Source organism: Nostoc sp. NMS7 (assembly GCF_017115085.1).
Taxonomy (GTDB): domain Bacteria; phylum Cyanobacteriota; class Cyanobacteriia; order Cyanobacteriales; family Nostocaceae; genus Nostoc.
Window position 1 is genome coordinate 21,837 of sequence record NZ_JABXKJ010000133.1, and the last position, 14,252, is coordinate 36,088.

Below are 14,252 nucleotides of genomic sequence, written 5' to 3' on the forward strand. Positions count from 1 at the left end.
TAAAACAGTAGCGGCATTGTTACAAATCCAAAATGAAACTGTTGCTACTGTTGCCGAAATCCGATTGCTTCAAGAACTATTAACTCATCAAAGGAAAAATCAGGTTATGGATATTCTCAGTACCGGATTGTTTGCTACTTCAGTTGTTGGCGCTTTAGGTGGCAGTGCATATCTCGTTGGTAGCATTGTCGCTACTGGATTAATTGGCAGTGGGATGTTCATACCGTTGGGATTACTTGTTGGTGCAGGATTGACTTTTCTGGGACGGGCATCAAGATGACAAGGAAAAGGGTGTGGGGTGTAGGGTGTAGGGTGTAGAAAAGAAATAAAAAACTGTCAATTCTTGGTTATTGCCCAGTTTCAAAAAATATTAGGTTTGAAACGTGGATTCCTACACCCTACACCCTCTGAGAGTGATGAGCAGTAGTGTTTCATCCAACTGTTTCACGAAACTGTTTCACGAAACTGTTTCATGAAACGTTTCAACGGTTTCATCAATGTTTCAGGGCGTGAAACACCATGAAACAGCATTCCCCCAGCGTGAAACATGAAACGTGAAACATGAAACACCAGACAATTCCTTGCTCGAAAGCCATTATGAGCGGGATTGTTTCATCAAACTGTTTCACAGCACTGTTTCATGAAACAGTTTCAACGGTTTCATCAATGTTTCAGGTCGTGAAACACCATGAAACAGCATTCCCCCGCGTGAAACGTGAAACATGAAACACGAAACAACAGTCCATTCCTTGCTCGAAAGGCGTTATGAAGGGTAGTGTTTCACAGCACTGTTTCACGAAACAGTTTCAACGGTTTCATCAATGTTTCAGACTCGTGAAACAGCATGAAACAAAAATTTGTACTAAGAACGCGCTATAGCACAGCAGTCTCATGTATAAGAAACAACTGTACTTAGCTTTGGTTGGTGTTGGCATTTGCATATTGCCTGTAATCATCCCCTTAGTACCCAAGTTGGGGGCTTATGCAGAGCTTCAACGGCTAAAAGCCTCAGAAGAATTAGAACGTTCCCGCATAGAAGAACGGGCTAAAACCAGTGATGCCTTGTATGAGGCGGGAGTGATGCCCACAAGTCGCAAGTTGAGAATTACCAATTACTTTGATAGCGCTAAACGCAATCCCAGACCAGACACAACCCTTTATCAAGATGATGAGATTATTGATGTTTTTGATGCGACGGGCAGGTGTATTGGACGAATTGAAGAAGGAATTTGGAAGTGGAAGCACAAAGCTAAAGGGAGTGCGATTCGTTGCTTAGTGAATCACGGTATCCAGTCCGTACATAACTAAGCCAGCCTGACAGCAGATTACTGTCACCAAAGGCTGAACTCTCGGTCAGATGCAGGTGCAAGTCCTGCCATTCAGACTCAGAATTGACTCCTTATCTGCCCACACCGAACAAGCTCGGTTCTTGTAGAGTGAAGCTGGGAACAGGGCGCAACCAGACGACCGTTGCGGGTTGACACTGGCGCTAACAGGGAGTTCCTACGATGAAACAGAGCCTAGAAAAGCGACTTAGAGGTAAGACAGAGCGCAATTCAAAACCCTCTGATCTCACTGGAGTTCATTCCCGCCGAACATTCCATTAGTATCGGCAAGAGTCAAGGGAATCCAGTAGTTGAATTGGCTACATCTAACGGAACAACGCCACATGCTACAACGGGGGGAACCCCCGCAACGCAGTGGCTCATCAATCTCTCCGAGGGAACGAATAAAAACGATTTGTGAGTCCTGGGGCAGTCGAACCCCAAGTAGGCTAGACGAGAAGCGGAACTCTCACAATTCGGGTAGGACAGACCGTAATTGGTCTGAGGTGTTCAGAAAATACAAACTCCAGAAGAGAAAATGATTAGACACAGTTATAAAACTAGTGAATCTTGGAAAGCCCTACCGTGGAAGAAATTCCGCCGAAATCTTTTCCGCCTTCAAAAGCGCGTGTACAAAGCTGTTCAAGTTGGAGACAAGCGGAAAGCTAGGTCACTCCAAAAGCTTATTCTAAAATCCACCTCGGCTCGATTTCTTGCAATAAGACAAGTATCTCAGCTAAATGCTGGTAAAAAGACGGCAGGTATTGATGGTAAGAAATCCCTCTCATTTGAAGAACGCTTCAACCTTGAAGAATTACTAAAAATGAATAGTGGAAATTGGAAGCATCAAGGACTACGGGAAATCCCCATCCCTAAGAAGGACGGGACTACCAGAATGCTTAAGATACCAACCATCGCGGATAGAGCTTGGCAATGCCTAGCAAAATATGCACTAGAACCAGCGCACGAAGCCACTTTCCACGCACGAAGCTACGGATTTAGAACAGGGCGCTCTGCCCACGATGCACAAAAGTACATCTTCGTAAATCTCCGCTCCAACAGCAATGGAATAGAAAAACGAGTTATAGAACTCGATATCGAAAAATGCTTCGACAGGATTAACCACTCAGCAATAATGGACGAACTCATTTCCCCCAAAGGCTTAAAACTCGGTATCTTCCGATGCCTCAAGGCAGGGGTAAATCCAGAATTTCCTGAACAAGGAACCCCACAAGGGGGAGTGGTCAGCCCATTACTAGCAAATATTGCACTCAACGGGATTGAGAGTATACACAGATACCACTACAAATACAAAATAGGTAGAAAGGTAAACGATAAGACCCCAAATAAGTCAATCGTAGAACCATCAATCCGATATGCGGATGACATGGTTATTATACTCCGACCCGAAGATGATGCGACAGAGATACTTGAAAGAATCAGCGAGTTCCTCCGCAAACGCGGAATGAATGTAAGCCAAAAGAAAACCAAAGTTACCGCCGCGACAGATGGGTTTGATTTCCTCGGCTGGCATTTCAAAGTCCAGAAAAACAAAAAGCTCAAAAGCTCTCCCTCAGTGGAAAATTTGAAAGCTTTTCGTAAGAAAGTAAAACACATCGTCAACAACTCGAATTATGGTGCTACCACAAAGGCTGAGAAATTAGCCCCGGTAGTTAGAGGTTGGAGAAATTACCATAAGTTCTGCAAAATGGACGGGTCTAGAAACTCGTTATACCACATTGAAAAAAGAGCTTACACGGTATTCAACAAGGAAACCAAGCAAAACCGCTACTCTAGCAAGAAATTACTAGACAAAGCATTCCCAGCAATTTCCTACTCCGAAAATAAACACGTCATGGTTAAAGGAACAAAATCCCCCTATGACGGAAATACAGCCTACTGGAGCGAACGCAAAAGCAAGCTCTACGATGGTGAAACCTCTAAAGCTTTTAAGAAGCAAAACCATAGATGTGCTTCCTGCGGTCTGAAATTCATCGATGAAGAAAAGGTACATCTGCACCACATCGACGGAAATCATGCCAACTGGAAAAAGAATAATCTAGAAGCAATTCACGAGAGTTGCCACGATTACAAGCACATGAGCAAAAGCGCAAGCTGAGAACATCGGGAGCCGTGTGCAGCGAAAGTTGCAAGCACGGATCTAACTGAGAGGTGCGGGGAATAATATCCCCCATCGACTCAACCTTTGTAAAAGCGTTCAAAATATCAAACAAAGTAAGAGGAAGTAATGGCTAATAGTTCATCAAGTGCGGAAACTAATAGTACTGGCAACAGCGATAGTAAACCCAAAGATAAGAAGCGATCGCTTGGTGAAATAATTGATTTTTGTGCCAAGGCTGTTGTGATGATTGTTGGCTTACCCATTAGGGCTGCCGCCGCGATTGTCAATCAGTTTGTTGCTAATGGTGGTGCAGGTCGTGCGTTAGTTGGAGGAATTTTATTTATTGGCGGTTCCATGATTAGTGCTGATTCAACTTGGCAATTAATCTTTCAAGCCCCGCCTGTGTTTGCGTGGTTTGAGCCGACTTGGAATTGGCTAAATGTGCCGTTTGCACTGTTCAACCCGTTTTTTTATTTGGCATTCATGATTTCTGTAGGTGTTCAGGTAATCGAAGCCTACGCCCTACGCGGTAAAAACCCAGATTCAGCTAGGCGGGAACTTCAAGACCACATGGTTTATGAGCTTGAAACCAAGCCTAGTGGCAAGATTGACTTGGTAGGCCAGCTTTGGGTGGATTACAAGACCGCAGGTACACGCGATCGCTCTAGCGCTGGATTAGTTGTGATTGCGGTTTGGGTGTTCGATGTTATCACCACCTTTGCAGCTCGTAACCCATTTGAATTTACAGCCCCATTCATGATTTTGGGTTGCATCTTATTTAACATCGGCACAATGATGGCGGGTGAAATTGGGTTCGCTATTTGGCGATTGACGAAAGATTAAAGTGAGCGCCGCTCAACGAAGAAGCAAGGCAGCAGGGAGCAGGGGAGATAGAAAAGAATTGGGATTCGACCCCTAAGAGTTCGAGAACCACTTAACTCTTATTGGGGACTCAAACCTGTGTTTCCCTCTTCATTTCACGGCTCGATGTTGGGGTCATTCCCCCCCCCCGCTCCCTGCTCCCTGCCCTCTTCCCCCTGCCTGTCCATTGACCGGCACTCACTACTCAACATGGCATTTCTTTTATGCAAAGTAATAATATCCCGAAAATTACAACTAAAGAAACTGAACATTTACGCGAATCATATCCTAGCTTGTCTCACTTAGAAGCTGGAAATATCGCCCAATGGCTGCAAGAGAGAAAAGATGGATTATTTGAAATGGCACGGGCATCTGAGAATGAAGCAGACATGACCCGTGTACTTGGTTTATTGGCCTCTGGGATTGGAGCGGTTTGTTATGCGGTCAACCCACTGGCACTAGTTGGTGGTTTAATTGGTGGTGCTGCATGGCTATGGTTTGTTGTCGAACACTCCAACCGCACTAAAGAAATTGCCCCCTTGCCTTTTGTACGTGGCAACTTTATAGACGCTCTAGCTCGTGCCGGGGATTATGATGCTAGGAGCAATTATCAAGCGGATCATCTTGCTAATACCGTTAAATTCCTAGAACGACAATCAGCACAAGAGTACGCCTTTCTTCATGCTGAGTTTGAAAATATTGTCCAGTATTTAACCCAAGTCGAACCAGGAAAACGTTTTTATGCTTATCGCTGGATGTTTGGCTGGTTTGGCAAGCTTTTGGGTCGTCAGCTACCCACTTATGAAAGCATGGCTCTCCATTTACAGGATGTGACGATTGACAGCCGAGTGAATCGGTCGGAGATCAGTGCGATCGCACAGGCAAACGTCCAGTTACCACCAACCGTAGATATCAAACAGTTTCAATCGCCACAAGTAGATGTTGGCAAGATGAACCAAGCTACGGAGCTTTCTAGACCGACAGAGTTACAGCCATCAGCTAATGAGCTTGTACCAGACACTCTAATTAATCTCCCTCTAATTAATAGGGCAAACGCACTCATCGCTGCTTTAACGAAAAGTGGTTTTCAAGTAGAAGATATGATGAGTTCTCAGGTGATAGCGATCGCTGGTACTCAGCGAGGTGGCAAGGGAACCTTAGCAGCAATCTTGGCAACATTATCAACAGCACTTGACCCCGGATTGAACACCCAATACTTTACAGCCGGGGTGGATGTTTATCCCTTCGCCTGCAACTTGACCTCTGCCCTTAAATACTCTGAGAAAGATGCGGATGGGGCTGATGAACTGGTCGCTCGTGATTTATTGAAATTTCTCAAGGGTTTAGATGGAGGCGATCCTTACTGCCATAAAAACTTACTGCTAGTAATTGATGAGGCGATGCGGTTGCTGTCATTGTTAGAAGAGAGTGATCGCACCTGGGCGATTCAATATCTGCTGAGTCGCTTCGCTAAGTCTGGTGGTACATTAATTATCGTCTTACATGGTTCTAACCTGACAAGCGTGGTCGGTAAAGCTACGGCTGGACTGGCAGATACCTTTAAGCAATCGGTTAACTTTATTGGCTGTGTAGCTGTTGCGGTTAGCGCTGGTGGTCTACGCAAAATGAATGTTGCTAGTGGAGAATATTTCAAAGCCAACCCTAACAACTTTGGAGAACCTGTTAGCGGTGGCAATCTGGGCATGATTCCCGAATGGCTAAAGACCCATTTGCACCCAGGCAATGGGCAACCAGATCCAGCAAGAACATTACTTCAGTTCTTTCCTGAATTAGTTCAACAGCATGAAAGGGCAGTCATACCCAGAGGGGAGAAAATTGCGCCATCAGACGCAGTTAGTCAGCTAGAGTCCATTTTTTCAAAACCTTATCAAGAGCAAGAGGTGGAATTTCTGGAAGTAGAAGAGAGTAGTATTTCTGAGGCTGATTTAGAACAGATTGTGGCAATCGTTGCAGCTACTGCTAGTCCTCCAGCTTCTTTTGCTGCTATCAGAAACAGCCGCAAGTGGGGCGACGAGAAAAAGAGTGTTCTTTACTTGAGGAATGCCCTATCACAATTGATTGACACTAACCGATTGTGCGGAAATGAAAAAGATGGTTTCAGCGTTTTTAACATTAACCACTAATATTCGTCACAGTTCTCGTTGAGTTCTGGTTGAGTTCCGGTGGAGTTCCGGTATTATTACATCTTCAAATACGGCTGAAAAATAGAGTCTTTTTATTTCTCCAGCAAGACTTAATTTTTCTAAACATTTTCTGGAATGTCGGAGCATAGGAAGTTTAAAGATGAGTGATAAATTAACCACAGCATTGCAAAAATTAGCCATAAGTCCAGTTAAGCAAGACAGATTGGCTATCGAACGCTTAGAAAAACAGTACGGCGCTTCTTTACTAGAAATTACCAATGAGCTTGAAAATTATGCCATAGTCCATCAATCCATATCGGACGAAAGGGCTAAACCCAAAAATCAGTTGATTATCCTTTGCTGTTATGGCTGTCTTTGGGGTGCAGTTATCGGAATTGCGACTTTGTTTATTAAGCCCAGCGTCACTGTAGCGGCGATTGGGTTGGGTTTTACGGCTGGGGTATCTGGTAAATTGTTGGTTCAAAAAGGGGAATAAACGTCTATAATCCTGTAATAGTAAAATTTTCCTTTTATTTTTTGGTATTTCCTTAACTTTCCTTGCAGTAGTGTATCTAGTAGAGTTACTGGAAGTATTCTATTTAGTGAAAATTCACTTATATTAGTGGAATCAGGTTTAACAGTGGGTGTACACTAGTTCATACTTTTATTTGTTTATTAAAAACAAGAATAAATACTTATGTCTGATTTTGAAGCACCAAATAGACTAGACCGGATTGAAGTATTGGCTATTAGGAACACTGAAGCTATAGCAGCACTAACCACTAAGATTGATAATCTGACTGATAACGTAAATGATTTAACAAATAATGTTGACCGTGTATTAAGTCGTAGTGCAGTTTTAGATGATGTTTTACTTGAATTACGTGATAGTCAGGAACAGCAACAAAGAAATTTTGAAGAACACCAACGTCATTTTGATGAACATCAAAGAACCACTAATGCTGCACTAAATAGCTTAGAAGCTATATTAATACAATTGATAAGAATATTTCCCCAATCCTAAGTCAGCAGTAAATAGTGAAAACTGACGACGTTCACGGGGAGGTCTGTCGGGAAGCTGTATACATAGGCTACGCTACTGACGACGGCGGCGTTAACCATGTATTGAATTGCTGGGGTTGAATTATACCTAATTGACACTGTTCTAGAAAGGGATGCACAGTTGCTTCTTGCCAATCTTGAGCGTGATTTTGTAAAAAAAGTTTGCAGGTAATAGTCATTTTGGCTCAATAGGTATTTCGGGGAGATGGAATGGAGAGGAGCAGACTGCTAAGATCCTACGATTCTACCTCCTACTGAGGTGACATCTAGCACGATTCATGCAGACTACTCGGAGGATTTCGATTTCGAGTTTGACGAACAAGTTTTTAGACCAGCAGCCCGCATCGGTTGCTCTAACTATCACAGGGTTGAGTACGGCTCACAGACACTGCTGACTACTTATAAAACACAACAGTTATTTTCAGAGATTATCAAATCTAATACTCCCAGTACCCCTGTACCTCATAGAGGCGGTGGACGTAGATATTTAATTGAACCTTTAAAAAATATTGATCTTCTTGTTTAATCTGACTTTTCACAGTATCTAAAAAAATTAGAGGGTGTGGGGTGTAGTAAGACTTTATGTCTTTCCCTACACCCAAACCTGTAACCCTACCCCAGCCTTTCTTTTTCGCTAATTAGTTCCGAAAATATCATCAATAAGTACTTCTCACGAGACTAAATACTGTTGAATTTCAGTTTTTTGACGACGTAGAACAGTGATTGCTTGCTGCTGAATTTGGCGAACTCGTTCTCTACTGACATTCAATTTTTCTCCAATTTGAGCTAAAGTTAGTTCTTGATCGTTCTCTAACCCAAAACGCAAAATTAATACTTCACGCTGCGTCGGTTTGAGTGATTCTAATAAACTATTAATATCTTGACGCAAAAGTTCTTTGGTGATATGTTCGTCTGGAGATATACCCTCATCTGCTAAAAGTTGACTAAGTTCTGTGTCTTGGTTATCTCCAATCTTTACATCTAGAGAAATTGGCTGCTTTGAACTGCTGAGAAAATCCCTAATCTGGCTTGGTTGTAAGTCTAAAGTTTCAGCAATTTCTACAACACTAGCTGGACGACCCAGTGTCTGAAATAATTCTCGCTGTACAATCTTTATTTTATTGAGTTGTTCGGTGATATGAATTGGCAAGCGTACAGTACGGGATTTCTCTGCAATTGCCCGTGTGATTGACTGCGTAATCCACCAATATACGTAGGTGGAAAGCTTATAGCCGCGATTGGGGTCAAATTTTTCTACACCCCTTTGTAAACCTATTGCCCCTTCTTGCAGCAAATCTAAGAATTCCAGATTGCGCTTAGTATATTTTTTGGCAATCGAAACCACCAGACGCAAGTTTGCTGTCACCATTTTTTGTTTGGCTCGTTGCCCAAGCTTTTGTATTTGAGCTATTTCCGGTTCACTTTTGTCAACATCAACAGCTAATTCGACCATTGTTGGCTCACGATCTAGTTGTTGGGTGAGTACATTTTTTCTTTGCTCAATTGCCATGATTTGCTGTACCTGCCTGCCATAAGCAATTTCTTGGTCTGCGGTTAGCATTGGGTAACGACCAATCTCTTGCAAATAGATACGAACCATGTCTGGACTCAGGCTGGACATACAATAAAACTTTTTTTGATATTTAGACGAATCTAAAAGTATAAATCAAATCGCTGAATTAATTTTCCTGATTTAACAGCTAAAAAATATTAATCTGAGATTGCGATAAATAAATTCAACCTAGAACACAATCATCTATAACGGTATCCAGTGAGCGCTTACTATACCTCCATTCCAAAGTTCTATCTCTGGTAAGTTTTGTCATTAAACTTAACTTGTTGAGAATTAATTAGCTGGTATTACCCAAGCTATTTTGAGAGTTCCTGACTTAACTGGATAACTGGAAAAGTCAGGTAGGGCATGGGGGACAAGAGTTTTTCCCCTATACCGAATGGCACGAAGATTTATGTGAAACCTCCTTGCTGACTATCTTGTTGGGTGTACTGTTTCAGACAATTAAATGCGAGTGCGTCAAGGAAGGAGTTCAACATCTTCTTAATTCCCCACACTCGAAGGGAGCAACTCCATACTCTTTCATCCAGAAATACCAGGGATTTACGCTTTTCTTCGTGCTATTCTCCCTATACCTCATGCCCTGGTCGGTAAAAAACTATTTGGGAACATTAGTCGCACTGAGTTCATCGCTTTTCCCTTTTCCCCTCTTTTTTGTACTTTCTGTCACTTTCGATTCTTCTTCCTTGCTGGAGTTAACCATTTTCACCAAGTGCTGATTCAGATAACTTTGCGCCGAGATATAAAGACTTTCCCAAATCTCTTGATTGCGGCTGATTTTAGTTCCTACTGTATTTCCTGCTGTTTTCTCTGATACCAAGTATTTACGGAAATAGTTATTCCACAAGTGTTGGAGGAAATCTTCAGCGAATTCGTTAAACGGCAGAATCCATTTATAGTCCTTGTCCAAAAATACCCGATAGGACGCAATTATTGGTAATGCCAGGTCAGTTGGCGCACCAAACCCAAAAGAATACTTGCTGTCAGGCAACAATGTAGTTTTACGTATATCAATTGATGCTAAATCGTTAGCACCCTTTCTTCTGGGGTTGCTGATATGTTCTTGGATTATTTCGTAGAGTCTTTGCTCTATCCACAACGCTTGAGAAAGCAGAGGCAAAAGTGCAGTTAATCTTTCCCTTTCCGTGTCTGTGATATTAGAGGGGGGACTCATACCTGCTGGGTGCTTGGTTCGTTTATTACCGTCGGGGTTGTATCTATTTCTATCAAGGCAGTTAATCAACTTCACCAAATGGTTGACATTACATTGGGCATTTCTGGGAGCGCCGCTTTGGTTTTGATAATAAGCAATGCGGAATTTTCTATCTTCTGCTCTCTCTAACTGGACTAAATACTGCTTAATGAATTTGTAATCACCCCTAGCGTTGACTTTGGAGCGAGAATCTACTGGCGTTGTCGTGTTGGAGGCCAGGGCTATATCCTTAGCCTCGTCTTCCGAGAGTCCGATGTGGATGGTAACTTTTACTCTGGCTTGACTTAAATTGTAGTTGTAATTTTTCGCTTGCTCAAACCCTAATATTGTGTGGCCACCGTTGATAATGCCATCGCTGCCCCCCTCGTTAGCTTCTAAGACTTCTAGCTCTAGTTCAGTTTTGTTCTTGACAGGTTTAGCAATATTAGCTGACAGAACAATTCCACTGTGACGAGAGAAGAATTTTTCGGGTTCGGTTGTCAGTGAGTCGAAGACTTGTCTGTAGGTCGCGCTTTTGCGGTTTGGTTCCCTGATATTGGGTTCTAGGGGTAGGTCTGTGGGGAACGAGTCTACATGAGCAGTGGCGATGATGCAATTGGGGTTGGCTTGAAAATAGTTATCTATCTTGATGTTCCAAGTCTTGGGCATGCTTTGTTTACAAGGGAGGTGGAATTTCTATGTTAACCAAAACCGTTAATCAGATTCTTCACCTATAGAAGATTGGCGACTGTTACAAACATGAAGAATTGACCAGTGAACGCCGCGTTTTGGTGTGATGCTCCGGTTGACAGTGAAGCGCGCTTGCCTCACTTTAATAGTTTTTTGCCTGCTCATCCAAAAAACACCATAACCACTGTTCTCCTAACTCAGCCGAGCTAATTACTGAATGTCCAGTTTCCTCGTAATGCCGTCGGGCATGTTGATGAACAGAAGTTTCCCTGCACAGCATCTTGCCGCAACTTTGACAAATACGGAGATGCACCCAGCGACTGTTTATCTGGATACACTCTTCACAACGAAATACTGGGTAGTTTGCTTTAGAAATCAGAGTCTCCGTAGTCAGATTATCTAAATGTTCGCAGCTCATAAGGATTTGAATTACACGTTAATCAAAGTATAGATTAGTGCAGGCAAACACAGCTAATTTTGTCAGTTAAGCATTAAAGTTCATATCTAAATGGCACACTTGATCAGGTCAAATCCATTATTTTTAAGGCTTTTGGGTGCGAGGTGTAGTAAATCTTTAATGCGGAAAAGAATTGTGCTTTCTTATATTGTGACAACAGAGCTAGCAATATGAAGCCATTGTGGAGAACTGCCATAATTTTAACTGCGATCGCTGGAGCTATCATCAGCGCTATCTTGATTTTCTAAAGAACTAACCAGCCATCCATTGCGCTTACCGAAGAATGGATAGCTACCCAAGTGGCTGATGGGGACAGCATCACAGTTCGTCAGACTGATGGCAGCCAAATGTCAGTTGAGCTTTGCGGCATTGATGCCCCGGAAGTGAAACAGGTCATGGCGTTTTTGATTTTCGTGCTGACTTTGGTGGCGTTCGATGTACGCCAAAGTATTTCTCGCTACGATAGCGCAACCATACCCGCAACACTTGAGGAATCTGCTCTTTTTCTTCTTTGCTCAGAGTGTTGTAAAGAGCTAAGGCGCGATCGCGTTCACCCCGACAGGCAGCGTTATTGTGGGCATCCCAATAGCTACGGGCTACCCGAATTCGCCGACAGACTTCTTTAATTAGTGCGTCTGTTGTAAGTGGAACGTCTTGCTTTGCCATACTCAGATGTTTTAATGTTAGATTAATAACCCAAGTTGCTAGTACACTATAGCATTGCTCTTTATTCCCAAGTGACAGTAATCATACACCTACATTGACTAAATCAACATCAGCAAGCCATATTATTCTACTTTGGGCAAATACTTCTTCTAAAATTGGGGAGCGCCATTCTACCCCATAAAGCCAATTATCTTTGAGACTAAAAATTCCTTGAATAATACGGCGTGTCGGCTGTTCACCGAAATCAACCTCAACTATGTCCCCCAATTCAAAAGCCGGAGTAAAAATAGTAGACTTTTCTAGTACATTCGTTCTCTGGAATTCTTGCTCAGGTAAGTTGATACGTATTTGAGGCTCGACAATACTGAGAAACAGGTGTTTCAAGCGGCAATCAGTACAATGGGATTAGATGAACAGGAGATAAGAGAAAAATTCGTGAAACATTTCTGAGGTTAGCTGAAATCTTTCACCCCGACAAGGTAAAAGATAGCGAGACACAAACAGATCATACAGAAATCATGAAATCAATCAATCAAGCCTACCAAGAAGGTGATTTGGCAAGACTTCTAGAAATTGAGCGACTTCACCAAGTGGGAGAAACTATTGATCATAATAGCGAAGATGATTTAACTCGAAAATGTCGAACTATAGAACAGCAAAACCAAATTCTTCTGACTCAGTATGAAAACTTGAAACGGGAACTGCGTTTAGCAAAAAATACTCCAGAAGGAACAATGGTTTCTGATTCTCGCAAAGCTGCTAAAAAAGGCATTGACTCTATGGCTATTATGGTAGAAACAATAGAAAATCAAATTGACGTTGTTTCTCAGATTCGGGATTTTGTCAAAGACTTTAAAGAACAGAAGATCACTATCAAAGAATTTCTTGGTGGACCACCAACTCTGCACTCACTAGACGAGGAAATTATGTCAGATATTCTTGAGCAGATGTTGTCAGAATTAATGAGATAGTAGTTTATTTTTCTGAATAATCAGAGTTGGCAGTGAATAAAGACGTATTAACTAATGGATTTATTTGACCAGCATCTTACAAAAATAACCGAAGAAGAAGCACCACTGGCGGCTCGGATGCGTCCCCAAACACTCGATCAATTTATTGGTCAAGACCATCTTATCGGACAAGGAAGACTACTGCGGCGTGCTATTAGTTTGGATCAACTATCTTCCTTAATCTTTTCTGGGCCATCAGGGACTGGCAAGACTACTTTAGCGCGTGTTATTGCCAACACCACCCGCGCTCACTTCATCGCTATCAATGCTGTACTTTCGGGAGTCAAAGAAATTCGAGCGGCAATTGAAATAGCCCAACAAAAGCGTAAGTTCCATAATCAACGAACTATTCTTTTTGTCGATGAAGTCCATCGTTTTAATAAGTCTCAGCAAGATGCTCTATTGCCTTGGGTAGAGAATGGTACAATCATTCTCATTGGTGCTACCACCGAAAATCCTTTTTTCGAGGTAAACAAAGCACTTGTCAGCCGTTCGCGGATTTTTCAACTTCAGCAATTAACTGATAAAGATTTATACAAAATTGTTGAGCAAACACTAGCTGATTCGGAACGCGGTTATGGCAAGTTAACAGTACAAATTGACACAGATGCTTTAGCTCATCTAGTTAATGTTACCAATGGTGATGCTCGTTCATTATTGAATGCTTTGCAACTAGCTGTAGAGACTACACCCCCCGATGCTACAGGTGTTATTCATATTCCCCTAGCAGTCGCAGAAGAATCAATTCAACAACGTGCTGTTTTATACGACAAAGAAGGGGATGCCCATTTTGATACCATCAGTGCTTTTATCAAAAGCTTACGGGGTTCTGACCCAGATGCAGCACTCTATTGGCTAGCCAAAATGGTTTATGCAGGTGAAGACCCCCGTTTCATTTTCCGTCGGATGTTAATTCTTGCCAGTGAAGATGTCGGATTGGCTGACCCACAAGCAGTTGTCGTTACAAATGCCTGTGCCGAAGCCTTTGATCGCGTGGGAATGCCGGAAGGACGTTATCATTTGGCGCAGGCAGTACTTTATTTAGCGACTGCACCAAAGTCCAATAGCCTTATGGGCTTTTTTGATGCTTTAGCAGCAGTAGAAATTGAAAATGTTGCAGAAGTTCCCACTCATCTTAAAGATGCCAATC

16 protein-coding genes and 1 pseudogene are annotated in these 14,252 nt (G+C 42.5%); 10 read left to right on the top strand and 7 right to left on the bottom strand.

Annotation, left to right across the window (positions count from 1 at the left end):
* Window positions 1-16 precede the first annotated feature (16 nt).
* The 7 genes from HWQ38_RS13715 (at window position 17) to HWQ38_RS13745 (ending at window position 7,476) form a co-directional block, all read left to right on the top strand.
* Window positions 17-280, top strand: coding sequence for a hypothetical protein (locus tag HWQ38_RS13715; protein WP_292794327.1), 264 nt, complete (start codon window positions 17-19; stop codon window positions 278-280).
* A 611-nt stretch (window positions 281-891) separates the two neighbouring features.
* Window positions 892-1,308, top strand: coding sequence for a hypothetical protein (locus HWQ38_RS13720; protein ID WP_292794330.1), 417 nt, complete (start codon window positions 892-894; stop codon window positions 1,306-1,308).
* A gap of 555 nt (window positions 1,309-1,863) precedes the next feature.
* Entirely contained in the window at window positions 1,864-3,444 is a 1,581-nt protein-coding gene (locus HWQ38_RS13725) for a reverse transcriptase domain-containing protein (RefSeq protein ID WP_292794334.1), read from the top strand.
* 129 nt (window positions 3,445-3,573) lie between these two features.
* Window positions 3,574-4,290: a hypothetical protein gene (locus HWQ38_RS13730; RefSeq protein WP_292794337.1), complete on the top strand. Its 717-nt coding sequence runs from the start codon at window positions 3,574-3,576 to the stop codon at window positions 4,288-4,290.
* A 242-nt stretch (window positions 4,291-4,532) separates the two neighbouring features.
* Window positions 4,533-6,452 (top strand): hypothetical protein, encoded by a 1,920-nt coding sequence (locus HWQ38_RS13735; RefSeq protein WP_292794340.1) that lies wholly within the window; start codon window positions 4,533-4,535, stop codon window positions 6,450-6,452.
* Between the two features lie 160 nt (window positions 6,453-6,612).
* A complete protein-coding gene (locus tag HWQ38_RS13740) occupies window positions 6,613-6,948 on the top strand; it encodes a hypothetical protein (RefSeq protein ID WP_292794343.1) in 336 nt (111 codons plus the stop codon).
* 201 nt (window positions 6,949-7,149) lie between these two features.
* Complete coding sequence (locus HWQ38_RS13745; protein ID WP_292794346.1) at window positions 7,150-7,476, top strand: hypothetical protein; 327 nt, start codon at window positions 7,150-7,152, stop codon at window positions 7,474-7,476.
* A 67-nt stretch (window positions 7,477-7,543) separates the two neighbouring features.
* Here the strand turns inward: HWQ38_RS13745 and HWQ38_RS13750 are convergent, their stop codons facing one another.
* Complete coding sequence (locus HWQ38_RS13750) at window positions 7,544-7,693, bottom strand: hypothetical protein (RefSeq protein ID WP_292794348.1); 150 nt, start codon at window positions 7,691-7,693, stop codon at window positions 7,544-7,546.
* An 80-nt stretch (window positions 7,694-7,773) separates the two neighbouring features.
* On the opposite strand from HWQ38_RS13750, the gene HWQ38_RS13755 reads away from it, so the two are divergent.
* Window positions 7,774-8,040, top strand: a complete 267-nt coding sequence (locus HWQ38_RS13755) for a hypothetical protein (RefSeq protein ID WP_292794350.1) — start codon at window positions 7,774-7,776, stop codon at window positions 8,038-8,040.
* A gap of 144 nt (window positions 8,041-8,184) precedes the next feature.
* Here the strand turns inward: HWQ38_RS13755 and HWQ38_RS13760 are convergent, their stop codons facing one another.
* The 6 genes from HWQ38_RS13760 to HWQ38_RS13785 form a co-directional block, all read right to left on the bottom strand.
* The gene (locus HWQ38_RS13760) at window positions 8,185-9,135 is read right to left on the bottom strand and encodes an RpoD/SigA family RNA polymerase sigma factor (RefSeq protein ID WP_292792370.1); all 951 of its coding nucleotides are present in this window, start codon (window positions 9,133-9,135) and stop codon (window positions 8,185-8,187) included.
* 550 nt (window positions 9,136-9,685) lie between these two features.
* A complete protein-coding gene (locus tag HWQ38_RS13765) occupies window positions 9,686-10,948 on the bottom strand; it encodes an AIPR family protein (RefSeq protein ID WP_292794352.1) in 1,263 nt (420 codons plus the stop codon).
* 163 nt (window positions 10,949-11,111) lie between these two features.
* On the bottom strand, window positions 11,112-11,387 hold the full coding sequence (locus tag HWQ38_RS13770) for a UBP-type zinc finger domain-containing protein (protein WP_292794355.1): 276 nt from the start codon (window positions 11,385-11,387) through the stop codon (window positions 11,112-11,114).
* 239 nt (window positions 11,388-11,626) lie between these two features.
* Window positions 11,627-11,773 carry a hypothetical protein gene (locus HWQ38_RS13775; RefSeq protein WP_292794357.1) on the bottom strand — a complete coding sequence of 49 codons (147 nt, stop codon included), beginning with the start codon at window positions 11,771-11,773 and terminating at the stop codon, window positions 11,627-11,629.
* A gap of 46 nt (window positions 11,774-11,819) precedes the next feature.
* Window positions 11,820-12,092 (bottom strand): Precorrin-3B methylase, encoded by a 273-nt coding sequence (locus HWQ38_RS13780; protein WP_292794359.1) that lies wholly within the window; start codon window positions 12,090-12,092, stop codon window positions 11,820-11,822.
* A gap of 81 nt (window positions 12,093-12,173) precedes the next feature.
* Window positions 12,174-12,476, bottom strand: a complete 303-nt coding sequence (locus tag HWQ38_RS13785; protein WP_292794361.1) for a DUF1392 family protein — start codon at window positions 12,474-12,476, stop codon at window positions 12,174-12,176.
* A gap of 35 nt (window positions 12,477-12,511) precedes the next feature.
* On the opposite strand from HWQ38_RS13785, the pseudogene HWQ38_RS13790 reads away from it, so the two are divergent.
* Window positions 12,512-13,063, top strand: a pseudogene (locus HWQ38_RS13790) (J domain-containing protein); the annotation flags it as partial.
* 54 nt (window positions 13,064-13,117) lie between these two features.
* Window positions 13,118-14,252, top strand: a 1,135-nt coding sequence (locus tag HWQ38_RS13795; protein ID WP_292794364.1) for an AAA family ATPase, incomplete at its 3' end; no start/stop codon positions are given.

What these genes read in the sequence shown, in the direction of transcription:
- HWQ38_RS13735 (WP_292794340.1), top strand. Translation starts at nt 4,533, where the DNA reads ATGCAAAGTAATAATATCCCGAAAATTACAACTAAAGAAACTGAACAT.
- HWQ38_RS13740 (WP_292794343.1), top strand. Translation starts at nt 6,613, where the DNA reads ATGAGTGATAAATTAACCACAGCATTGCAAAAATTAGCCATAAGTCCA.
- HWQ38_RS13765 (WP_292794352.1), bottom strand. Translation starts at nt 10,948, where the DNA reads ATGCCCAAGACTTGGAACATCAAGATAGATAACTATTTTCAAGCCAAC.
- HWQ38_RS13725 (WP_292794334.1), top strand. Translation starts at nt 1,864, where the DNA reads ATGATTAGACACAGTTATAAAACTAGTGAATCTTGGAAAGCCCTACCG.
- HWQ38_RS13745 (WP_292794346.1), top strand. Translation starts at nt 7,150, where the DNA reads ATGTCTGATTTTGAAGCACCAAATAGACTAGACCGGATTGAAGTATTG.
- HWQ38_RS13770 (WP_292794355.1), bottom strand. Translation starts at nt 11,387, where the DNA reads ATGAGCTGCGAACATTTAGATAATCTGACTACGGAGACTCTGATTTCT.
- HWQ38_RS13730 (WP_292794337.1), top strand. Translation starts at nt 3,574, where the DNA reads ATGGCTAATAGTTCATCAAGTGCGGAAACTAATAGTACTGGCAACAGC.
- HWQ38_RS13720 (WP_292794330.1), top strand. Translation starts at nt 892, where the DNA reads ATGTATAAGAAACAACTGTACTTAGCTTTGGTTGGTGTTGGCATTTGC.
- HWQ38_RS13760 (WP_292792370.1), bottom strand. Translation starts at nt 9,135, where the DNA reads ATGTCCAGCCTGAGTCCAGACATGGTTCGTATCTATTTGCAAGAGATT.
- HWQ38_RS13750 (WP_292794348.1), bottom strand. Translation starts at nt 7,693, where the DNA reads ATGACTATTACCTGCAAACTTTTTTTACAAAATCACGCTCAAGATTGG.
- HWQ38_RS13780 (WP_292794359.1), bottom strand. Translation starts at nt 12,092, where the DNA reads ATGGCAAAGCAAGACGTTCCACTTACAACAGACGCACTAATTAAAGAA.